Raw genomic sequence first — 22,025 nt, 5'->3', positions numbered from 1 at the left:
TTATTTAACCGGCTCAGCTAACTTGGGCTCAGAGCAGGCACACCCCATGGCCTGCGACCCATATTTGCGCCCAGGCTTCAGGTTCCGCAGTGAGAGAGCGTGCCGGCGCACTTCTTTGGCGGCTAGCGGACCGCCGTGACCCATGTGAAAGCGTTGCATGCCGGCCTCCACCATGCCCATCAATTCAACACTGACGGCTTGCGGGTCATCCTCGAACGGCGGGCGCATGGCGCGCCCCTTACGGATCAATCCGCCTAGAAAGACACCCGAGGCGATGAGGTCGCCTACCAACGCGTCTCCACTGCCCAGTTCAACTGACACGGAGCCGGCCGTGTGGCCTGGCGTGTGCCTTGCCACGCCTTCGATTCCATAACCGCTTAGATCGATGGTGGCGTCGTCCTGAAGCAGGATGTCCGGTGTGAAGGGCAAGTACGGCTCGCCGGGCACGCCGGAGCGCAAAAAGAGAGGCCCCCACCAATGCGTCACGCAATACGTCATTTCCTTGCGCCGCACGTAGTAGTCCAGATCTCCTGCATGAGCAAGGATTGGCGCGCCCGTCAGTTCGCGCAGCCGCGCAGCCGAACCGGCATGGTCCGTGTGCGCATGAGTGACCACGATCAAGGTGACATCGCGAAAGCTTCGTCCGTGCTTCTTCAGGACGCGCTCAATCTTGTCTTCTGAGCCCGGCGTGCCCGTGTCCACGAGAACACAGCCCGTTGCACCGATGACGAGGTGGGAGTGGACCATGCCGAACGGCAGGATTGGAACCGTAATGATGGTAGGTTTATTCATGATGTGCTTCCTGTCGGTTGTTCATGGCGTCGTCCCCCCTGTACCCTTCAGTTCAACCCAAGCGGATTAGAGATCAGCAGCCTCCACCCACCGTCGCGGCCCTTTTCCATAACCTGCGTAGCGGTGCCGCGTTCCTCGTGCTCCTGGCCGTCCGGTAGCATCACGTTCAGGGTCCAGTCGAGCAGGACGAGCGCTATATCGCTGCTTGTCAACACTCGACGTACCTTGTTGTGGATGCGCGGGCGCAGTGTCAGCAACCGAGCCAGGCCGTTGCGCAATTCGGTGGGGCTTTCTTGCACCACCTCGCCGTCCGTCATCCGCATCGTGGCTTTATTGCTAAACACACCGAGCAGGGAATCAAGATCGCAGGCGTTTAGCGCCGCGTCGAAAGCGATGGGGACCTGCTCGGGCGTGCCGCACACGGCGGACTTGTTTTCGATCGCAGCGACGAACCGTGCAATAACCCGCGCCACCTCGATCGGAGCCTCAAGCGGCGACAGGTGTCCAATTCCGGGCAGGATATGCATCGCCGCATGCGGAATACGAGGCATCAGTTCCGCCTGCAGCGTTGCGACGCGATCCACCTGGTCGAGCTCACCCGAGATGACGATGGTCGGCGCATCGATTGATGCCACCGCCGCACTAATGTCTTCTCGCATGGCAACGTTTGGCCAGGCCGCCTTGGCCTGCGGTGCGGCCTTCAGGCTGTCTTCGATGACCTGCTCGCGGCGAGCGGCATCAAGCGATTTTGCGGTCAGGACGTGATCGATCACGAATTCGACCGATTCACGCGATTGATACGCGCCGGTCAACGTCGCACGTTGCTCGTCCGGGAGGAGCATCGGCGACGGAGGCGACGGCGCGACGAGCACAAGGCCTTCGAGCCCGCGTGGCCGACGCGATGCGATGAGTTGAGCGACCTTGCCGCCCATCGAATGACCGACCAAAACATAGCGGTGCAGGCCCAGCGCCTCGATGACGCCTTCGGCATCGGCCGCAAGATCGGCAATGCGGTAGCCGTCGGCGGGCGCCTCGGAATTGCCCCAGCCGCGGTGATCGGTGGCAACGATTCGATACCGGTCGGACAATTCGCTTGCTACCCCGTCCCACGTACGCGACGAGCCCCCGTAATAGTGCAGGAACACCAGCGCCAACTCGCCGCTGCCTCGCTGCGTGACATGAATCCGCGTACCGTTTGAGTCGATGTCCATTTCAGTGCCACCTCCCGATTAGTTAATGTCTGAATGGTAGATTCATGTCACCAGTTTGATAATTGCCGGATTGGTGTATTCAGTCGATAATGAGATTATCGAATTGGAGTGTATAAAAATGGACCGACTGACGAGCCTTGGCGTATTCGTCGCGGCTGTCGAGGAAGGCAGCTTTGCCGCTGCGGCGCGCCGATTCGGGCTATCGGCAGCGATGGCCGGCAAGCATGTAAGCGCAATCGAAGCTGAGCTGAATGCGCGACTGCTTCAGCGCACGACGCGGCGGTTGAGTCTGACCGATGCCGGCCAGACTTACTATGAGCGCTGCAAGCGGATCCTTGAAGCGTTCGACGAGGCGAATCGGGAGGCGAGCGATTCGCAAGGCACGGCACATGGCGTACTGCGCGTCGCAGCGCCGGTCACGTTCGGCGCCATGCACCTGGGCGACGTTGTTGCCCGCTACCTGGAGGACCATCCGCACGTCAACGTGGAAGTGCTGCTCGGGGACCGCTATGTTGATCTCATGGATGCGGGCGTTGACGTGGCAATCCGGATAGGACGGTTGACGGACCCACGACTGGTGACGCGCCGGCTTGCGCCCTGCCGAATGGTCGTATGTGCGTCTCCGGCGTACCTCGAGCGCCATGGAGCGCCGCGCAAACCCGAAGACTTACGACTCGCGCAGCGGCTTGCCTTCAGCGAAGCCGTGTCGGCTGGCGACTGGACATTGCTCGATGCGAGAAACCGCGCGCATGTGATCGACGGACCATGCCGGATGACAGCCAACAATACGCAGATGCTTCTTGCCGCCGCGCTCGCGGGCGCCGGTATTACGTACGGTCCGACCTTCGTGTTCGGCGAGCATCTACGGCGGGGCGAACTTGTGGCACTGCTGCCGGCTTACCGCGTGGCTGATCTGGCGATTCAAGCGGTTTATCCGAGCGCGCAGCGCATCCCACTCAAAGTACGCCGGTTCGTCGATTACCTTGCCGGGACGTTTGGCGATGAACCGCCTTGGGATCGGAACGCAAGACTATAAAAGAGCGGCCGCATTCGTCACTCAATGTGGGGGGGCTCGCCCAGACGAACAAGAACGCGCCAACCCAGCAGTTTTTCTCCGTTCGGCCTCACGCTCCCACTAGTGTGTTCGTCGGAAAGATCTTTGAGTGGCAGCTTCACTTCGAAAGTCGGACGACGGGATTGCCGAACCTCGACTGACCGTGACGGGTGTGCGCCGTGAAAAGGTGGCGCTTTCCAGCGGGTGTAAGTCCCGCCCGGCAACCGCTCCAGCCGGAAGCAACCGGAGCAGCTATGGAGGCAACGAAATGGCTGAAGCCTTCGGTGATGCGTGTCACAAATTGGTGACAGCGCGAGTGTGCAGGCCGTAACGCGAGTGAACGTCGAGCAAACCTCGAAAAGGTCGATGCGCAGGCCGACCCGACAACCCTATCGGGGAAGGCTGATACGGCTGGGTGAATGAGCAGGCTGGACGCCCAGTCGCTGCGCCGGGGTAGTGGCGACAGCATGTACACAAGGAAAGCGTACGCAACACGGGAAATCCCTTGGCGTGGTCAGGGATGACCAACCGGATGCCCGCGAGGGACAGGCCGGGCGCCTTGGGATGACGGAGAGGTCCGTAGTACCGGTGAAGCCGGGTAATGCTGGTGGAGGGAAGGGGCCTCAGTTCAAGACAGACGCAATACGTAGTGAGGACGTGGAGATTGGGCAACCTATCAACTCCGATTCGTGTTCAGAAGCTGCAGATGGCGTTACACGCGAAAGCGAAGGCAGAAGCCGGGTACCGCTTCTACGCTCTGTACGACAAGATCTATCGCGAGGATGTGCTGGCGCATGCGTACGCCCAGTGTCGCTCGAACAAGGGCGCACCGGGTGTCGATCGGCAGGACTTCACGGAGGTCGAAGCGTACGGGGTGCAGAAGTGGCTCGGCGAACTGGCGCTTGCGCTCAGGCAGGAGACTTACCGGCCGGACCCTATCAGAAGAGTGTTTATCCCGAAGGCCAATGGCAAGCTGAGGCCACTGGGCATCTCGACCTTGCGAGATCGGGTGTGCATGACAGCAGCGATGCTCGTGCTCGAACCGATCTTCGAAGCGGATCTTCCGCCAGAGCAGTACGCCTACCGCCCGGGGCGAAATGCCCAGCAAGCGGTGATCGAGGTGGAAGAGCGGCTGCACCGAGGGCAAACGGACGTGGTTGACGCCGACCTCGCGGACTACTTCGGGGAGTATTCCGCACGCTGACCTGATGCTGTCGCTCGCGCGACGCATCGTTGATCGGCGTGTGCTGCATCTGATCCGGATGTGGCTGGAATGCCCCGCAGAAGAAACCGATAACCGAGGCTGGAAGAAACGTACGACGGAGGCCAGAGATAGCGGACGTGGCATTCCGCAAGGGTCTCCCATCTCACCACTACTGGCGAATATCTACATGCGCCGGTTTGTGCTGGCATGGAAGAAGCTCGGACTTCAGCGCAGTCTTGGCAGTCGGATTGTGACCTACGCAGATGACCTGGTGATCCTGTGCAAGCGAGGCAAGGCCGAAGAGGCGTTGCTGAAACTGCACGAGATCATGAGCAAGCTGAAGCTGACGGTCAACGAGGAGAAGACACGAATCTGCACGGTGCCAGAAGGCGAGTTCGACTTCCTGGGGTACACGTTTGGGCGGCTGTACTCGGCAACGACTGGCCAGGCCCGTATGGGCATGCGTCCGTCGAAGAAGAGTATCCGTCGCATGGTCGAGAAGATTCATGCGATGACCGCCCTCAAGACGGTATGGCAGGAGACCACGGAGCTGGTGGGCAAGTTGAACCGCACGCTGCGCGGCTGGGCGAACTACTTCAATGTAGGCACGGACAGACGCGCATATCGGGCGCTCGACAACTACACCGCTGTGCGGTTGCGTCGGTGGTTACGCAACAAGTACAAAGCCAGGCGAAGCAGGCGCGGGAGCTATCCACGCCCGCACCTCTACAAGCACTTCGGTCTTGTGCGTCTGACGGGGCCTTGGGTGTAACGTGCCGTGTACGAAGGCGTGATGTCTTGTCCGAGAGCCGGATGCGGGAGATCTGCATGTCCGGTTCGATGAGCGGGATGTGGAAACGGGGTTAAGGCGAGGTTACTCGGGCACCGCCAGACGAAAGGGGCGGCAACAGACAAACCGAGCCTGTCCGCATTTTTGTGGGCGAGGCGGTTAAAGGAATCGTTAGCCGCGCGCCTGCGTAAATCGATCGCCAAACAGAATAGCAAACTGGTTCATGGCTGACTTCCAGTCGAAGGCTGAGCGCACGTTTTTGGCCAGGACGTTGCGCAATGCCAGCCAGAGTAGCTTGATTGCAGCCTCGTCATTGGGGAAGTGACCGCGGGTCTTGATGATCTTGCGCAACTGCATGTTCAGACTCTCAATGGCGTTCGTGGTGTACACGACCCGCCGGATCTCGGGTGGAAACACGAAGAACGGCGTGACGTGCTCCCAGGCGCGCTGCCAGGACTGCACGATAGTCGGGTATTTCGCGCCCCATGGCCCATCAGCAAAGGCCTGCAGAGCCTGCTTCGCTGCCTCTTCGCTGGCAGCTGCGTAGATCGGACGCAGCGCCTGGGCGACAGCCTTGCGGTCCTTCCAGCCAGCGTATTCCAGGCTGTTGCGGATCAGATGCACGATGCAGGTCTGCACCGCCGTCTTCGGGTAAGCTGCGCCGATCGCGTCGGTCAGCCCCTTCAGGCCGTCAACGACCGCAATCAGGATGTCCTGGCAGCCGCGGTTCTTGAGTTCGTTGAACACCTTGAGCCAGAACTTCGCGCCCTCGGTCTGCTCAATCCACAGGCCCAGCACATCGCGCTGGCCGTCCGCCTGAATGCCCAGAGCCAGATACACCGCCTTGTTGCTGACCACACCGTCATCGCGGATCTTGACCCGCAACGCGTCGAAGAAGACCACCGGATACATCGTCTCGAGCGGACGGTTCTGCCAGGCCAGCGTTTCGGCCATCACCTCGTCGGTGACCGAACTGATGAAATCGGGCGACACCTCGGTGCCGTAGCTCTCGGCCAGAAAGGCCTGGATCTCACGCACGCTCATGCCACGCGCGTACATCGCGATGATGCGCTCGTCAAAGCCGGTGAAGCGGCGTTCGTGTTTGGGGATCAGGATCGGCTCGAAGCTGCCGTCGCGGTCGCGCGGCAACTCGACCCGGACGACGCCACGATCGGTGATGACCGTCTTGCGGCTGGCGCCGTTGCGCTCGTTGGCCTGGCCAGCGGGTTTGGATTCGCCCGGCGGATACCCCAGATGCAGATTCATCTCCGCACCCATCGCGCGTTCGATAATCGCCTTGTTAAACGCCAGCATCAGATCCTGCACCTCGGTCGGCGTCATCGGCCCCTTGACCAGCTCGTCCAGCAGCGCTTTGGGCAGTTCAGGCAGCGGCCCTCGGGCCGCTGCCTGAGACGCCACCGTGCGTTTCTTCTTCATTGGCATATCCATGACTTTTACCTCTCATGATATGCCTCGCCCACAAAATGACGGATAGGCCCGACAAACCGAACCTACCGCTACCGCGCCACATCTCGACTCTACCGTATTGGGCCTTTCGAAGCCATCGACACCGGCCATTTCAGCGTCGCGGCCGCCGCAGATGTTGCGCGAAAACACGGCCGACAAGATAACTGTATTGTCGCGACAGTAGCTTTTTTAGCCGCAACCGACTTCAGATGATTCGCGCCTCCCCTTCCCTGACCGCTCGGCCCCTGACGGGCGATTTTTCCTGCCGCATCAATAGCGTGGCGCGCAAGGTGATCTTCGCGATGCAAATTGACAGATTTAATACTGACATAGGCGAGTTGACGCTTTCATTGCGTTCCGATGGAACATAAAAGTGTCAATGCGCTCGCGCTTGGCCGCGCCGCTGCTGCGCCAAGGTGTTGACAGAATTAATACGGCCTACGTTTCGGCGATGCCGGCGCCCGGTTCCGTCGTCGCTACACAAAAGAAAAACGCCACCGGGTGGTGGCGTTCTGTTTCGACGGACAAGTCCCCGTCCATCTTCGCGTATCAATGTTGCTTACTATCCGGCGCCGCCTCAGGAATACCGAATGCCCACTCGGCAATGCGCCGCGCTCTTGCCCGCATGTCGTCGACGGTCGATTCCCCGAGGGTGCTTGCGGCAACGCTAGCCGGACCGTCAAGTTCCGGCGGCGATGATAGCGCAGCACCCGTTAGCGCAGAAACTGGAAGATCGAGCTGCTTTGTGACGACCTGCCCGTCCGGGCTACGCATCTGATAAGAAACACGAAAATGATCTCTGTTGCTTAGACTTCCACTACCTGCCCGCAAGACCTTCGCAATCGGATGTTTGTTAATCAGGGTATTCTTCAGACAAGAGTCGGTTATTAACTTGACGGAAGAGTAGGGCGAACCTTCATGCCGCGCCCTTTCGAGCCCCTTGACCCGTTCGTCGACCCGCACGTCAATCACGTGCTGGAGTTCAGGCATCTGTGGCGCGCTCAGCCCCAAGGCTGACTGTCGCCCGGTCGAGCGCTTTCCCGAACGCGCCCCGCGTCCCCACAAAACATCTTCACGTTGGGCTGATTCGACGTCACGGCCTTAAAAATCCCTTATCGATCAGATACTTTCTCAAAATTTGCACGTTTTTCGAACCGGCTGCAACCTCAAATCCGACATCACGATGTGTGCCATTCATTTTCCAGAATGCGGGACCGCCTTCCTTGTCGAGCAGCCCGCTGAGCTGCTGGACGGTGGCCAGCCCCTCCGGGTGATACGGCAAGTGACCAAAAAACTGCGCATCATCCGGGGTAATCGGCGCATCGAAACCGAGACGCGGCCAGGCATAGTAGCCCGCCAGCCGCTCACCGGCGGCCGGCGTCTGGTATCGGCGGCCGCCGACAGCGAAACCGGCGATGTAGGGGATGCCGAGCCACATACAAGCCCGCACGACGCGCCAGAGCATGACGGGACCGTCCCTGCTGGCGCTGCATCCGCGAAATTGATCATGTCGAGGCTCAGCTGCAGCGCACCTTGCACCTTGTGCACGCTCACCTCGTTGGCGGTCTTGATCAGGTCGTGATGCCGCGCCTCAAGAATCATGGCCTGACCGTCGGACTGCACCTCGACCGACGCGCCTGCCGGTGCGCCGCACAGATGAACGAGCGTGATGTCCTTCACGGGTGATGCCATGCCGAGCATCTGCTCAACGTTCAGGCCGTTGCGATTGACGCGCAGGGCGTCATCCAACAGGCTCGGTTCCAAGGTGGCAACGGCAGTCTTGGGCACGGCTTTTTCCGCCTGTTGAGATCTGGAGTCGTCGTCAGTGTCGCAGGCGGGCGGCGCCAGCGCATTGGATGAAAAGAGAAAGCGCGAAACGCCGCGCATCATAGCATTCCGGCCCGCCTCCTTAATCCTGATAAGCCTTATTAGCCAGGTTACGTTTAATGGACTGACTCAGTAGCTCTCGGCTAGACGTCCAAATAACTGGATAAATAGCGCCGGATCGTTAATTTATTTGTGGCAAATTGCGAGGCAATTGACAAAAACCGACAGCCGAGTCGGCTTTGGCAACCAGGCAGGGAGAGTATCGGATGGCGCCGCACTTGCCATTGCGAGCAGCGAGTGCGACTCAACTGGAAGCCACGTCCTGGTCATCTCCCTCGAGGCGCAGAGCGTCGAGGCGAGGCTAGCCGACCACCATCCTATCTAGGAGTGTCCGACCGGCGGCATCACAAAGAGGCGTTCGTCCCACACCACGGGTTGCGGCTCGGTCACGGCGATCCGCGTCGCGTCGGGGTGTGCGGGATTGACCAGCACGTTGAATTCTGTACGGACGACGACGGAAGGTACGAACAGGAGCGCGGTACGCGACTCGGTCAACCAGGCGTCGCCGAACTCCCTTGCCGCGTGCAGTGCTGGCGCATCCCATCCCTCCGGCAACGATTCGGCCGAATGGCGTTCGACACGAATATCGTCGGGAACCGCTGCTTCAACCCATCCGTGGGTCTTCGGTACCTTGCCGATGCGTGCATGTACAAGAACCTCGAGCATCGCGCCGGCGAAGGTCGACGCCGCGTAGATGACCGGTCGCCCCGGGCTATTGAAGCGACCGCCCACCAGCATCGCACCAGTGCCACTCCAGACCGTGTGTCGAGTGTCGGCGATTCGAAACAGCTTCACGCCGGCAAACCATAAAACAGTTTCCAGAGTAGCTCTTCGACCCGGCGCGCGCCGAGCTCGGTCAGCGCAACATCGAGCGGCGCCCGCCCTTCGAGCTCCGGATGCGGCGTCGACAGGAATTCCCGCGCGTCCTCTTCGTCGTTCCAGACGTAGGCCGTCGTCGCGACGATCCTGGCCAGCCGCTCAGTCTTTTCCGATTCGTCTGGCGTCAGCCGATCGCGACGCCGCTTATAGGTCGCTTCCGGGATGATGCGGGCAAGTAGCGCACGCCGGGCGTCGGCACCCTGCGTCGCATGTTCGACGCCCGCGCGCAGCGCGGACTTGGGCAGGCCGTCGCGCACAAGTGCCTCGAGTTCCGCGAGCGTATGCGGGACCTGCCGCAGCTCCATGACCGCGGCCACTGCTTCAGGCGTGATCAGTGACATGCGACTCCCGATTAAAGTATCAGTTGATACCCAATGATAGCGCAATTGATACCCTTCGCAAACCCATCTTCAATCTGGCGGGCTTCCAGCTGGGGGACTGTCGAGGCAGCCATCTCAGCATCGTTCTCGTGCTATGCGAGGCTCCCTCGCATAGCACGACGGCACGTCACGGCCTACAGAAGTCTTTCATGCACGAAACGCCCAAGCAACTAAGCACCCGCTGGCGACAGGAAGCCGCACCGGGCACGCGGATAAACCATTTATAGTGCAGTGCACAAGCCCGTCCGATCGGCGCGTGCACCCGAAGACCGCGTCCGGCGTTCCCGGGTTGCGGACAGACATGCCGCTGGAGGTCATTCGACACGCCTGTCACCTCCGCCCAGCTCCTGTCTACACCATCAAGATGAGGTCCCTATGAAATACCTTCCCCGCATCGCCGCGTCTGGAGCACTCCTGGTCGTCGCTCTCGCTGTCGTCACCTTCGCCCAGATCAAACTCGCGCCGCAATCCGCAGACAACAACCCGCTCGCGCGGATCGTCCTGAATATCGAGTCGCAACTGAACGGCTGAGTGACTCCATCGCTGTACGTAGCCCGCGTCCCGCACGCAAAGAAAAACCCGCCAAGCTTAAAAGAGAACTGGCGGTTTTGAGCGACTGATTTCGGATTCACGTACAGGCAATGAAAACGGAGTTGTCGCGTGCGCAGGCTCTTCCAGCGACCAGTCAGCCTCCAAGTCCACGGCATCCAGCACCTTGGGCAGGTCACCAATCGTCAATTCGAAGCGCTTCATCGTGGCCTCGTGAGACAGGCAATGTTCCCCTTCGTCGTTTCGATCATCAGAAACTCGAATCGCGTGTCGCCACACTGAACCTGCAAGCCAGCCCTCCCCGCCTTGCGCAAATTGTCACCGTGCAACCTGAAGGGCCGAATCCAGAATTTGTGCAGCGGCCTCCTGCACAAATTGCAATCTTTTCGGCTCGATAAATATAGGATTGCGAATTAAAAGTTGATCAATTTCTATTGCTTTATGTAAAATCATATAAGCGGATGCTTCTTTGTGCCCGTCGATCCACCGGTAAATGTACTCAGGAGGACTCCGTCCGAGTCCCGCTGCCGGAACGCATCAATGTACTTCATTCTAGGCACGCTTAAGACGACCAAGTAAGACAGATCGCTAGAAAAGGTGAAGAATTCCCACCCGAGCCACGACCTGTGAACGCGCATCAGAAGGTCCGGCTGAACCTGTCTGATAAGCGGTTCCAAACGGCGTACCGGACACCGCACCTCCTAGGTTTAAATAGGCGGCCGCCGCGTAGACCTTGGTCCGCTTAGAAAGCTGATACCCAAATAGGAGCGCTCCGTGGTTCCAATGAGGCCGGGACACTACCCCGTTCAAACTGTCTTGTGCTTCCGTGTATGCATACATCGCAACGCCGTAAAAGGCAGGCGTAAAATAGTACGCCGCGCTAACTTCATAATTACCAAAGCGAAGGGTTTGTGGAGCGGTACCGGTCGGAAACGTACCAAAGTAGAATGAAGACGTAGGCGCATCGAGCGATGTATGTGTATATGCTGCCCCGAGGCTCAATGAGCCGACTGTATACCGGCTTGCAACCCCCCAAGTGCGTTGCCGCTCCGACGCAAAATTGCCATTCATATATGTCGGCACTGCAGTGGACGAAGGCAGCGCGCCTATTGCAGTGGAGTTGGCGTTATCTGACTGAAAACACCCCGCGGCAATAGAAAGGGCACCCCCGTCATACGACATTCCCGCACCATATGCGCGATTTTGACTGAAACCGCCAGGTTGATTACTGAACCCGTAAATGCTTTCGAATTGAAAGCCGGCGAACTTGCTACTCGTGTATTTAACGGAATTACTCAAGCGAAACGTTCTGTCGGTGTTATCATTGTCAAACGGGTGAGTAAAAATATATCCACCATATGCACCGTTAGCGGTGAGCGGTCCCACCACATCAACCATTGGTTCATATTGACGACCAAACGTGATTGCGCCGTAATTTGAATTTTGTAGACCAACAAACGCTACACGAGAAAAAATCTGTGACCCATTGCCTAATGGCGCTCCATTTGAAATGGAGAATCCATTTTCGAGGGTAAAAATGGCTTGGTTACTCCCACCAAGATCTTCCACCCCCTTCAAACCCCAACGACTGCCTTGCAGGTATCCACTTTGCTCTTGTATTGTTCCGTGCCCTTTCGTATTACTGGTGAAACCGAGCCCCACATCGAGCAGACCATAAAGAGTTACACTGCTTTGCGCGTTCGCGACCGACGAGAAGAGGAACGGAATAGCGATTCCAATGAACCTTCGCATGTTGTCTCCATTCATATATTATATTAATGTTGTTTCACAGATTGTCTCTGATAACTTGATCACCAAAGGCAGCGACCGGGTGAACGTTCGACCCTACAGATTGACTAGGCCCGGGCCTGCCTTGTTTCGCTAGACGCGCAGTTTAGTCGGTCAAAGGTTTTCTGTATTTCCGAAAATCCGGTTTGCGCTTTTCCAGGAACGCGGTGATACCTTCCATGTTCTCCGGATTCCCGTAAATCGACGCGAGCAATTCGGAGGTCGGGAAGAAGGAACTATAGAATTCCTGATCTGATCCAGCGTTCAACGCGAGCTTTGCAATCCGGACACTTTGCGGACTTTTGTCGAGAATATCCTGACAAAGACTGAAAACCGTCGAGTCGAGATCTTCAGGTTTTACGACACGGTTGATTAGTCCCATTTCTTCCGCCTCATGAGCCGAGTAGAGGCGGCACGTGTAGAGCATTTCGCGCGCTTTTCGCTCACCAACGAATCGAGCGAGTAGTTGACACGCGCCCCAGATCGGCACGCTCCCGACTTTCGGACCCGTCTGGCCGAATTTCGAGTCATCACTTGCGATTGTCAAATCACAAAACAAGTTAATTTCGTTGCCGCCTCCAACGCAGTAACCTCTTACCTTCGCTACGATCGGCTTGTCCATCGATCGCATTACCGACGACAGCGCGAACAGGCGGCGCATGTGTTTCCGCCCGACCTCTGGCACTCGGGCTTGCTGGTCTTGTATGTCACCTCCTGAACAAAATGCCTTGTCACCAGCCCCAGTTAGGACGACAACGCCAACGGAAGTGTCATCGGCTGCGGCGTGCATAGCCTTCGTCAGTTCCTCATACGTCCGCGGCCTTACGGCGTTTCGTACAGCCGGGCGGTTGATCGTAATCGTCGCGACTCCGTCGTGAGCCTCGTATAAAATGTCTTGGAAATCCATGAAGGTAACCTTGGTAGAGAAAGAAACAGGTGTGAAGTAAACGGACAACGAGCCGTTTGCACTTAGGTGCTAACTTGACTCGAATCTTGATCTGTCGCCCAGGTCAACGGCACCTTTGATGGCGGTCCGATCAGCGTTCCGATCCTTGCGGGTGTCCTTTCCAGCCTCATAGGCGATCCAAAGACCTCCCAGTGTCGACCCGCACCGTCGGTTGCTGTAACGATTAATTCTCGCGCGGTCGTTTGCGCATGGGTACAAACCTCCGCCACGGAGAGTGGTTCCTCGACGGCATGGGCCTCGATCGGACGACAGTTCCACAGGGTCTGTGTCATCCAAGCTCCTACATCTTGCATCGAGATGTCTATTGCGCACCCCACGCCGGTAATCTCGCGCCGCGCCAGTGCAGCGATAATCGATAGAAGTCCGACCTCCCCACCGGCGATGTCCGCTGCTGAAATTCCCGATTTAACTGGTTTTCCATCAACACGGGTCGCATCCATCATCCCCGACATTGCCTGTATGACGGTATCTACAGCGGCCCGTCCTGGATAGACGGACTGGGCGCCGAATCCTGAGATCGCACAATAGATGAGCCGCGGATTGATACTCTTCAATCGATCTCTGTCGAAGCCCATTTTCGAAAGAGCTCCAGGCTTCATGTTTTCTACAAGAACATCGGCATCAGAGAGCAGGATCTCAAGCTCCTCGCGATCCTTCGCTTGTCGAAGATCCAATTCGACGCTTCTCTTTTGTCCATTGCTGGCAACGAAGAAATGGCTAACACCTTCGCGCATCGGTGCCCAAAAGCGCGCGCTTTCGCCGCCCGGCGCCTCAATTTTGATAACATCCGCACCAAAACTCGCGAGATGTCGTGCCGACAATGGTGCCGTTGTGAGTTGTCCGATCTCAACAACGCGGAGTCCGGCCAATGGCATCATTGGACTGAAAGCGGAAATGGAGGATTCGACGCCTGCTGTTGCCTCCGGACCACTTCCTGACGGACGCTCGTTTGCTTTGTTTCGCGCACTATCTCGTGCCGGGATGGACTGAGGCGTTCCCTCCTCGCCGTCGAACTTGATAAGCGGGCCCGCGACCCGAACAAGCGTGTCATCCAGAGGATTCTTGATAAAGGCTATCGAACGCCTGGCCTGCAGATTCGGTTCCTCGTGAATCTTGTCAATCGCGACAATTCCACCACACGGCACGTCGCAGTCTTTCAGCGCTTCAGTCACCTCCTGCAAGGTTAGTCCTGTTGACCAAGCGGATATTAGAGAATCTATCTCGTCCCTCCGCTGGATCCTCGCCTCAAGTCTTGCAAGCGACCTATCAGAAAGCTCTTTGCCGACGAGCGGATAGAAACGGCCCCACTGAGCGTCATTCGTCAAACATATCAGTACCCAACCGTCAGCCGTTGGATACGCGTTCCACGGAACTGCCATACTATGACCATTCCCGAGCCGTTCAGGTGTTCGGCCCGCGTAATAGGCTGGCATGAAAGTCGTTAGGGTGGTTACACCCACATCAAAAAGCGACACTTCAATGTTTTGACCAAGCTTCTGCTGCTCCAAAACACGAAGAGCGATCGCGACCGCGCTTGCTGCGTAAATCGAGGCTGACATTTCAAGAATGGGAATCGCGACTGGCGTAGGCGGCTTCCCAGGGAAGCCTGTCGTGGTAACGACCCCCGTCAGCGCTTGGACTGACGTTTCCTCAGCAAACCTTCCCGCAAGTGGTCCCGTGGTTCCAAAGGCTGTGATATCACACACAATCGGACAACCTTTGAAAGCTTCAATCCAACACTCCGGCAGGTCGGCGTCGAGATCGGAGGATAGAATTACGACATGGCAATCATCAATGAGCGACTTCACCGCTTGAATATCGGCGGCAACGTCTCGATCAACGCAGATGCTCTCTTTTCCAACAACGGCGCTGATGCGATCGAACCACTTGCCCTTCGGAGCGGTTCCGAGAGTTTTCGGCTCCACGATCGTCACTTCAGCGCCAAGGTCCGAAAGTAGGCGACCGCACGCACCGACGGCAAGACGCGAACCGATTTCGATAACCCGTACCGCTGAGTACGGTCGGCGCGCGTCACGCCCATCGATTCGTGCTCTTAATTCGGTATTCGTATAATTGTGCGTGTCTGTCTTTTTCATATGTACTCCCGATAGTACTTAAGAACGTATTCTTATTCGATATCGACCAGGCCACTCTATCTCTTCATACAGCTTTTGCAACGAGACCTACTAAACCGCACGAAAGCCAGAAGGCAAGATGTACAGAATACTTTTCAAGTATCGACACGAGAGCTTGTAACCTTGCCCACCGGTCCGCGTTACTCAAATATCTGTCTAGCGTCAGGGGCTATTCTCACCATGTTCAGTAAGCATCCCAATCCCATGGAAGATCGCGACCACTCCCGTTGTGACGGTTGATCGCGGCTTTACACACCCCCGAAATTCGGCTGTCGCTTATTGAGAAACGCAGCGATACCTTCTTCCTTGTCTTTTGTGCCGTAGACAGTGGTGACGAGCATTGTTTCAAATTCGACTGCGGAGGCAAGGTCCATCTGCACACCCCGGTGCACTGCGCGCTTAACATAAGCAAGAGCCAAGGGCGCGCGAGTCGCGTAGTGCTCCGCCAACGAAATGGCGGCCGGAAGTGCGCCACCTGCGGGCGTCCGTTTATTGATAAGGCCAATGCGGTAGGCTTCGTCGACATCAACAGGCTCTGCCGCGAACAGCATCTCCAATGCGTACGCGACGCCTACCACGCGTGGCAACCGCTGCGTTCCCCCAGCCCCCGCTACAGTACCTATTCGCGAGCTTGTAATTGCGTATGTTGATCCGTCTGCCCCGATCCTGATATCAGCGGCCAGCGCCAGTTCCAGTCCACCGGTCATGCAAAATCCTTCGATTGCGGCGATGACTGGCTTTGCAGACTGCTCAAGTGCGTCATTGAGGCGATGCCAATGCCCAAAATAGCGTCGACCGTCGGTTGCCGTCTTGACTTCAAACGCTTCGTTTAGATCCGCACCCGCCGAGAAATACTCGTTGCCACCGGTCAATACGATTGCTGCAACATTCGGCTTATCCGCGGCCTCGTTACAGGCCGACATGATCTCGTCCATCATCAGCTCGCTGACCGCATTTCTTTTTTCTGGGCGATTCAGTTGTACTACATATGCCGCGCCTTTTACTACAGTCCGTATCGTTTCGTAGGCCATCACTATTCTCCAGAGAAATGAAATTTGATAAGCAACTCGTTCACTGCAGTGCTGGCCTCGTACTGTACCCAGTGGCCGGCGCCGCTGACTGTTGAAAGCTCGACTTGCGGACTGACTTGGTAGAACGCTCTAATACGTTCGTTCAACGTTGGGAATATCAAAGCGTCCTCTTCGCCCAAGACCACCTGAACGGGTACTTTGATATCGAGAAGGTCCCTAGCGAGCGAGTCTTGGTGACTTATCTTCCGGCTATCGAACCGCGCTTTTTCAACGTTACAGAGATGAATGTCTACGCTCTGGTCATCACTTCGTTGTTGCTCAAAAAGCATCCAACGTCCGAGGTTCCTCGCTGTTGCTTCTCGGATCTCTCGCTCTGACCAGTCCGGCCTCTTACCTACTTTCTCAAGGGCGGTGTCCCTTCCTACCGGCTGACCAAAGCCTGCGGGACTTAAGAGACTCAGCCGTTTTACCTTCGAAAGATTCCCACCACGACCAGAAGCGATGGCGGCGGCGACAGCGCCACCGAAACTGAATCCGATCAGGTGGAAAGTCGCGACCTCTCTGAGCAAAATATTCAGAGACTCGCAAACCCACGAAAGGTATCCGTCAACATCAATCTGCTTGTTGGGGCATGCGGAGTCACCGAAACCTGGGAGATCAAGGGTAAATACTTCAAAACGCTGAGCCAAAGCCCCTACATTTCGGATCCAATGGGTTCTGGATCCACTCCCTCCATGAAGGAGGACTACCGCGGGTCCTTTGCCCACTGAACGATAGGAAAGGCCAGCGACTGTGCCGCCATTTCCAAAATATGAAGCCAGTGATTCCATTGATTTGATTTCTGCTCTGATTGCATCCGTTGTGTGCATAACAATCACTTATGTGTTCGACGAACCTTGGATTTCTCGCTAGATCGTCGATAGACCCAGTTCACGAAGATCACTGCAGGACTCAAGGCTCCAGAGTCGCGCAAGCAATCGTTCGGCTGGTAGGCCACCGATTACAGGAGACGCGAGTTCGATAAATTTATCGCTGAGCTGTGAATCGCTCAGCGGCTGCTCAGGGTCGCCGACCCTATATGGCTGAAAATGCCGGAGACACTGACCATCCTTAAGCCTGACCTCTATTTTTGCCGCTCGGGCATTCGGGAAGGAACTTGTCAATTCAGGATCCGCAACGACAGCCACTCTCTTCATGAGCGACCTAACGTCCCGGTCATTAATTCGATCATGTTCGAACGCTGCGAGCCGAACCGCTCCGAATTTGGCAGCCTGTGCGACGACAAAGGGAATACTGAACTTGCACTCGAAGGCGGACTTGGGGTCAGGATTCCCTGCTACATCGATTGCTACCTGATAGGTGCGGAGATCTATGGATTCAATTTGATCGATGGTGAAGCAGTGCGATTTTCGTAAGGCTAGTAAGGCGTCGATTGGTGCGAACGTGTGTCCGCAACAACCATGGTTCTTCACTGTTACGCTCGCGATGTTGAATCTCTCACCTAAACCCGAGACGACGTTGGACCAGTTCGCATTTTGCGCCATGGCGGCGCCGAATCCCGCTGGGCCTTCCAGAATGTCGAGCGCGCCCGTCAGACCGCTTGCAGCACCTTGAGCCGCGACGACCCCTACCCACGCTGCGTGGCCAGCGTGCAGAGCCTTGGTCATGGCATCGGATCTAAAAGCCTGTTGCAACCCCGCTGCAAAAGTCGCGGAGGTCGCCAGCGCATGCGCTACAGCCAGCTGGTCCTGAGAACAAAGCGTAGATGAAGCGATCGCTGCGCCGAAGCATCCCACGGTTCCAGTTGTATGAAAGAATTTGTAGTGGGAAGGCTGTACAGCGACTCCAATCCGGGTCGACACTTCATATCCCGCCGTGATCGCCCTAAGCAGTTTCTCGCCTGAAACGCTCCGTTCTTCTGCTACCGCGAGCGCGGCAGCGATCGTCGGACAGCCCGGGTGATAGATGGCATCGCGAAAAATATCATCGAACTCGACAGCGTGGGACGCGCTGCCGTTAATCCACGCGGCGGTTCCACCGAACGCTGTTGAACGAAGCCCCGGAAGGCTAGCGTCGCCTCGTCCCAGCTCGCGGGAGTGCGAACGAAGTAGGGTCAGCGCTGGATCGACTTTCGTCCCGGGGAAAAGAGCGGCAAACCAATCGATCAGGGCTCGCTTGGCCGCGTTTGCAATCTCCGGAGGCAGCTCCTCTGCCATCTGCGCAACAGCGTATTCAGCCAACTGTGTCGTGATCATAATTTCGAATACTCGTTTGGCGATCGATGTTAACTCAAAGACCGCTTTGTCCAGTTAGGTCGCGTCCCGGTACCAGTGTCAGGAGCTCGAACGTTCCATCCGAACACTGAGCATCTGGACGCCTCTAACGACGCGCTCGATTCCAGTCTCCCGAGTCAGTCCCATCGCGCCTCATAGTCGCGTGGCTGCGCACGCGGAATTTACCTACGCTGCGACAGCTTCTCGTTTAGCTATTGCCGAGCTACCTGGACTGACAACTCCTCGATCTAGCTCATCTAATACGTTGAGACAGATTGGTCATGCTGACTGGATACGCCTCGATGTTTGAAAGTGTTTGCTGTACTAACTGCCTCTTGGTGAGAGCCGAGCCGAACAAATCGCGCTCACCAAGGTGCGTCATCGCATAGCTTTTTGGATCGACGGCTTGTCTCAGCGCCAGAAGACCGAGCAAAGGTCGATTGCCAGCCCATGTTTGCGTAAGGATCCTCATCGTGCTTCCGCCCTCCATAAGCGCGATTGCTCGCGGAGCCGAGACTCGATCAAACGTCAATTCCGCAAGGTGGCCTTGCTGTGTTCCGATACACGCAAAGTCAGTCACCATAAAATCTGACACTGAACTTTCTACGACGTATCGGTAGAGTTCGCCGTTCGACTCTGCCTTGCACGTCACCAAGGCGACGTCGGCAATTGTGCCGTTTGTCATCCATTGTTTTGTCTCGCTTAGAAAGACAGTTTCCGACTGGTCAGCAAGGTACACACGGAGGCGGATTTCTCGGGGGCAGATCCGGAAGTCGGCTCAGACGATGCCGTGCAAGCAATAATCTCCCGCTAATCGATGCTTCAAGAAGTCCGGGACGCGATCGGTGAATTCCACCCGAAAGCAGCCGATTTATCGTTCCTTCAAGCGCTAGAAGCGCGAGCGTCACTACTGCTGGCAATTGCTCGAAAACCAAGCCGTAGTCGAGCATCGAAAGTCCGCTTCCTCCCGCTGCGTCGGGTAAGCGAGCGGCGGTGATTGCATACTCAGCCAGCGCGCGAAAAATCCGTTGCATGGCCGCTTTCGGCAACGGCCAAGTTTCGTCGCGCCGACGAAACATCGGAATGAGCACTCCTTCGGTGAGGTGACTAGCCGCACGCTGTAGCTCTCTTTGCGTAGAGGAAAGTTCGAAATTCATCGCCGCTCACACCATCGTAAAACCACCATTGATGCTGATAACTTGACCAGTAATCCACGACGCCCGATCGCTCAGGAGAAATGTGACCATCCCAGCGATATCGCTCGGCTCACCAATCCGGCGAAGCGGGTACATCTTCTGTACTGTAAGCAAGCGCTTGGCATATTTTTCCGGCCCCATCTGTTCGCGCAGTGATGCTTCACGTTCCATTCGCATTGGTGTGTTTGTCGCACCCGGAGAAACGATGTTCGCGGTGATCCCATGAGGTCCCACTTCTTGTGCAATTGACTTTACAAGTGCAGTGACGCCGGCTTTTGCGGCGGCATAATAGGCGAGCTTCGCTTGGCCTACACGCGCCGAGTCCGAAGAGAAACACACGATCCGGCCGTAGCTCTGGCTTTTCATCAACGGAAGGATCGCATGAAGACAACGCATCGGGCCGAGAAGGCATACGTCCAGCATCCGCTGCCAATCATCGAAAGATGAGTCTTCAAAACTCTTGTCATCCAGTATCGCTGCGGAATTCACGAAATAGTGAATCTCCTTGAAACGCTTTGTCGCGATCGTTACGAGTGTATCAATGGACTCTTGCTTTGTAAGGTCTGTCGGCACAAATATCACTGAAGTGAGAGCCGACAATGCGCGCAACGCTCGCTCTCCTGCCTCCTCGTTTCGATCAGCCAGGATCAGATTTACACCTTCATTTGCGAGTTCTTTGGCGGCCTCGAATCCAATACCTTGTACGCCTCCCGTTATAATCGCTGTCCGTCCCTTCATCAAAAAATCCATTAGATTCTCCTGATACATTAGCAAATGATCGACCTATATACAGTAATTCGTAGCTCGACCTATTTTTCAGTCCGCTGTCTTTTCCGTGAAGCCGTTATCTGAAAATCGTAAATTGCTACCTTTGCATAGAAGGTCATCGTACTCGTCTGTAGTGAGCGCATTGGCGCCGGGCAAATCACGCTAAATGTCGACGTTTCACGTGTGTGCGCCGAGCTGCTGTGCAGGCGTCTCGTTGCCTTCGGAAAAATCCATGGAATTATCTACGCGATTTGTAAGAAGTACCGCGATTGCCGCAACTAATCCAGGAACACCAATAGCCATGAAGTATTGCTCTCTCGAGAGGTTGAGATTAACTAGCGCCCCAATAGCGACCGGAGAAATGATTGCGCCGAATCTCCCTATACCGAGCATCCAGCCTACGCCGGTTGTGCGGATTGCTATTGGATAATACTGGCCGGCGTATGCATTGATCAGGTTCTGAGTTCCGATCGTCGAGGCGCCAGCTACTGCTACCAGCACGTAAATCATCCATGGTGATGCCCCGTACCCAAGTGTTGCTATCGATCCCGCAGCCATGAGAAACATAACAACAAGAACGTATTTGATGTTGAGTCGGTCCGACAAAAATCCACCTAGGATCGCACCGATCATGCCTCCAATGTTCATCACGAGGAGAAATGTGAGAGCCGAGGCACTGGTATAGCCGGCGCTCACCATGAGCTTGCTCAACCAGGAACTTAGCCCATACACAATAAAAAGGCATATGAAACAGGCAATCCAAAGCATCAAGGTGCTAAGCGCACGTTCGCGCGTGAATAACTGTCGAATCGGCTTTGACGAATCAACTGTACTCGCCGGGCCGACAAAATGGTCGTCCGCGGTCGGACTGTAGGTAGGTTCGAGGTTTCCCGCCAAGATTTTCAACTCGTCGAACCGGCGATGTCTAAGTAAAAACGGGACCGATTCTGGGGTCGATTTCCAAATAAATGGAATCAGGAACACTGGAGCGACGGCCGCAAGGAAAACTGATTTCCAGCCGTAGATTTCGATCCACCCCTTTCCTAGTGCCGCTGCAATGACACCGCCGATAGAAAACCCGCTGAATATAAGCGTTACCAATGTTCCTTTCATCCGCCGTGGCGCAAACTCTGTCATAAGCGAAACAACGTTCGGCATCGCTCCGCCAAGCCCCAGGCCTGCCAGAAAGCGGCAGATTGCAAATTGCGTTGGGTCATTGACAAGCCCAGCCGCTGCGGTGAAAAAGCTACACAGAAAAATGCACAACGCAATCGTTCGGCGACGACCAAATCTATCGGCAGCGGTTCCAAGAAGAATATTCCCAAGCACCATCCCGATCAAAGCGAAACTCACCAGTATGCCCGCGTGCACTGCCCCTAAAGCCATGTCCTTCATTATCCATGGCAGCGCGATGCCGGTAACTGTCAGGTCATACCCGTCAAAGACGATGATCAGCGCGCAAACCAACAGCATCCGATAATGGAATCTATTAAGTTTCGCGGCATTTACCAACGACTGGATGTTAATTGGACGCACTATCTCCTCCGTCTTCCGCATGTTTATTTTTAGAGCCCCGAACGCCTTCATTCGGAGCCCTGTCGCGTCTGCTGATCGCCTCCATTCTCTGGATTCGATTTCGCCAGCGCGTCGAGTA

General features: G+C 56.5%; 22 protein-coding genes. 4 read left to right on the top strand and 18 right to left on the bottom strand.

Going from position 1 to position 22,025, the window contains the following annotated elements:
• A complete protein-coding gene (locus C2L66_RS39425) occupies nucleotides 1–792 on the bottom strand; it encodes an MBL fold metallo-hydrolase (RefSeq protein ID WP_060611021.1) in 792 nt (263 codons plus the stop codon).
• A 47-nt stretch (nucleotides 793–839) separates the two neighbouring features.
• A complete protein-coding gene (locus C2L66_RS39420; RefSeq protein WP_060611019.1) occupies nucleotides 840–2,003 on the bottom strand; it encodes an alpha/beta fold hydrolase in 1,164 nt (387 codons plus the stop codon).
• 118 nt (nucleotides 2,004–2,121) lie between these two features.
• On the opposite strand from C2L66_RS39420, the gene C2L66_RS39415 reads away from it, so the two are divergent.
• From C2L66_RS39415 to C2L66_RS42245, 3 genes are all read left to right on the top strand, one after another.
• Nucleotides 2,122–3,039, top strand: coding sequence for a LysR family transcriptional regulator (locus C2L66_RS39415; protein ID WP_060611017.1), 918 nt, complete (start codon nucleotides 2,122–2,124; stop codon nucleotides 3,037–3,039).
• Between the two features lie 724 nt (nucleotides 3,040–3,763).
• Nucleotides 3,764–4,261 (top strand): reverse transcriptase domain-containing protein, encoded by a 498-nt coding sequence (locus C2L66_RS42250; RefSeq protein WP_267894178.1) that lies wholly within the window; start codon nucleotides 3,764–3,766, stop codon nucleotides 4,259–4,261.
• Between the two features lie 4 nt (nucleotides 4,262–4,265).
• A complete protein-coding gene (locus C2L66_RS42245; RefSeq protein ID WP_267894177.1) occupies nucleotides 4,266–5,033 on the top strand; it encodes a reverse transcriptase domain-containing protein in 768 nt (255 codons plus the stop codon).
• A 189-nt stretch (nucleotides 5,034–5,222) separates the two neighbouring features.
• On the opposite strand, the gene C2L66_RS39395 is transcribed toward C2L66_RS42245, so the two are convergent.
• The 5 genes from C2L66_RS39395 to C2L66_RS39375 all read right to left on the bottom strand — a co-directional run bounded on the left by C2L66_RS39395 (nucleotide 5,223) and on the right by C2L66_RS39375 (nucleotide 9,625).
• On the bottom strand, nucleotides 5,223–6,494 hold the full coding sequence (locus C2L66_RS39395; protein WP_409372571.1) for an IS256 family transposase: 1,272 nt from the start codon (nucleotides 6,492–6,494) through the stop codon (nucleotides 5,223–5,225).
• Between the two features lie 573 nt (nucleotides 6,495–7,067).
• Nucleotides 7,068–7,508 (bottom strand): hypothetical protein, encoded by a 441-nt coding sequence (locus tag C2L66_RS41110; protein ID WP_148654674.1) that lies wholly within the window; start codon nucleotides 7,506–7,508, stop codon nucleotides 7,068–7,070.
• A 103-nt stretch (nucleotides 7,509–7,611) separates the two neighbouring features.
• Complete coding sequence (locus C2L66_RS39390) at nucleotides 7,612–7,983, bottom strand: hypothetical protein (protein WP_060611015.1); 372 nt, start codon at nucleotides 7,981–7,983, stop codon at nucleotides 7,612–7,614.
• Between the two features lie 743 nt (nucleotides 7,984–8,726).
• Nucleotides 8,727–9,200: an RES family NAD+ phosphorylase gene (locus C2L66_RS39380; protein WP_060611013.1), complete on the bottom strand. Its 474-nt coding sequence runs from the start codon at nucleotides 9,198–9,200 to the stop codon at nucleotides 8,727–8,729.
• A complete protein-coding gene (locus C2L66_RS39375; RefSeq protein WP_046565320.1) occupies nucleotides 9,197–9,625 on the bottom strand; it encodes an antitoxin Xre/MbcA/ParS toxin-binding domain-containing protein in 429 nt (142 codons plus the stop codon). The genes C2L66_RS39380 and C2L66_RS39375 overlap by 4 nt, the downstream gene beginning before the upstream one ends.
• A gap of 414 nt (nucleotides 9,626–10,039) precedes the next feature.
• Here C2L66_RS39375 and C2L66_RS41105 point away from each other — a divergent pair, with 414 nt between their 5' ends.
• A complete protein-coding gene (locus C2L66_RS41105) occupies nucleotides 10,040–10,195 on the top strand; it encodes a hypothetical protein (RefSeq protein ID WP_158512208.1) in 156 nt (51 codons plus the stop codon).
• Between the two features lie 57 nt (nucleotides 10,196–10,252).
• Here C2L66_RS41105 and C2L66_RS41100 read toward each other — a convergent pair whose 3' ends face one another.
• The 11 genes from C2L66_RS41100 to C2L66_RS39325 all read right to left on the bottom strand — a co-directional run bounded on the left by C2L66_RS41100 (nucleotide 10,253) and on the right by C2L66_RS39325 (nucleotide 21,907).
• A complete protein-coding gene (locus C2L66_RS41100) occupies nucleotides 10,253–10,417 on the bottom strand; it encodes a hypothetical protein (RefSeq protein ID WP_158512207.1) in 165 nt (54 codons plus the stop codon).
• Between the two features lie 384 nt (nucleotides 10,418–10,801).
• Nucleotides 10,802–11,965: a porin gene (locus C2L66_RS39370; protein WP_082670624.1), complete on the bottom strand. Its 1,164-nt coding sequence runs from the start codon at nucleotides 11,963–11,965 to the stop codon at nucleotides 10,802–10,804.
• A gap of 142 nt (nucleotides 11,966–12,107) precedes the next feature.
• Nucleotides 12,108–12,908: an enoyl-CoA hydratase-related protein gene (locus C2L66_RS39365; RefSeq protein WP_060611010.1), complete on the bottom strand. Its 801-nt coding sequence runs from the start codon at nucleotides 12,906–12,908 to the stop codon at nucleotides 12,108–12,110.
• A 62-nt stretch (nucleotides 12,909–12,970) separates the two neighbouring features.
• Complete coding sequence (locus C2L66_RS39360; RefSeq protein WP_082670593.1) at nucleotides 12,971–15,064, bottom strand: CaiB/BaiF CoA-transferase family protein; 2,094 nt, start codon at nucleotides 15,062–15,064, stop codon at nucleotides 12,971–12,973.
• A gap of 287 nt (nucleotides 15,065–15,351) precedes the next feature.
• Nucleotides 15,352–16,134, bottom strand: a complete 783-nt coding sequence (locus C2L66_RS39355) for an enoyl-CoA hydratase/isomerase family protein (RefSeq protein WP_060611006.1) — start codon at nucleotides 16,132–16,134, stop codon at nucleotides 15,352–15,354.
• A 2-nt stretch (nucleotides 16,135–16,136) separates the two neighbouring features.
• A complete protein-coding gene (locus C2L66_RS39350) occupies nucleotides 16,137–17,003 on the bottom strand; it encodes an alpha/beta fold hydrolase (protein WP_082670592.1) in 867 nt (288 codons plus the stop codon).
• A 39-nt stretch (nucleotides 17,004–17,042) separates the two neighbouring features.
• Nucleotides 17,043–18,389, bottom strand: coding sequence for an MmgE/PrpD family protein (locus tag C2L66_RS39345; RefSeq protein WP_060611003.1), 1,347 nt, complete (start codon nucleotides 18,387–18,389; stop codon nucleotides 17,043–17,045).
• Nucleotides 18,390–18,660: 271 nt separating this feature from the next.
• Entirely contained in the window at nucleotides 18,661–19,092 is a 432-nt protein-coding gene (locus tag C2L66_RS39340) for an acyl-CoA dehydrogenase family protein (protein ID WP_060611002.1), read from the bottom strand.
• Nucleotides 19,093–19,132: 40 nt separating this feature from the next.
• Nucleotides 19,133–19,564 carry an acyl-CoA dehydrogenase family protein gene (locus C2L66_RS42480; RefSeq protein ID WP_082670591.1) on the bottom strand — a complete coding sequence of 144 codons (432 nt, stop codon included), beginning with the start codon at nucleotides 19,562–19,564 and terminating at the stop codon, nucleotides 19,133–19,135.
• Between the two features lie 6 nt (nucleotides 19,565–19,570).
• Nucleotides 19,571–20,353, bottom strand: a complete 783-nt coding sequence (locus C2L66_RS39330; RefSeq protein WP_158512206.1) for an SDR family NAD(P)-dependent oxidoreductase — start codon at nucleotides 20,351–20,353, stop codon at nucleotides 19,571–19,573.
• 195 nt (nucleotides 20,354–20,548) lie between these two features.
• Complete coding sequence (locus C2L66_RS39325) at nucleotides 20,549–21,907, bottom strand: MFS transporter (RefSeq protein ID WP_060611338.1); 1,359 nt, start codon at nucleotides 21,905–21,907, stop codon at nucleotides 20,549–20,551.
• Between the last annotated feature and the right edge of the window lie 118 nt (nucleotides 21,908–22,025).

Origin of the sequence: Paraburkholderia caribensis, assembly GCF_002902945.1 — a bacterium.
GTDB lineage: Bacteria > Pseudomonadota > Gammaproteobacteria > Burkholderiales > Burkholderiaceae > Paraburkholderia > Paraburkholderia caribensis.
This window is presented reverse-complemented; position numbering and strand designations above follow the sequence as displayed.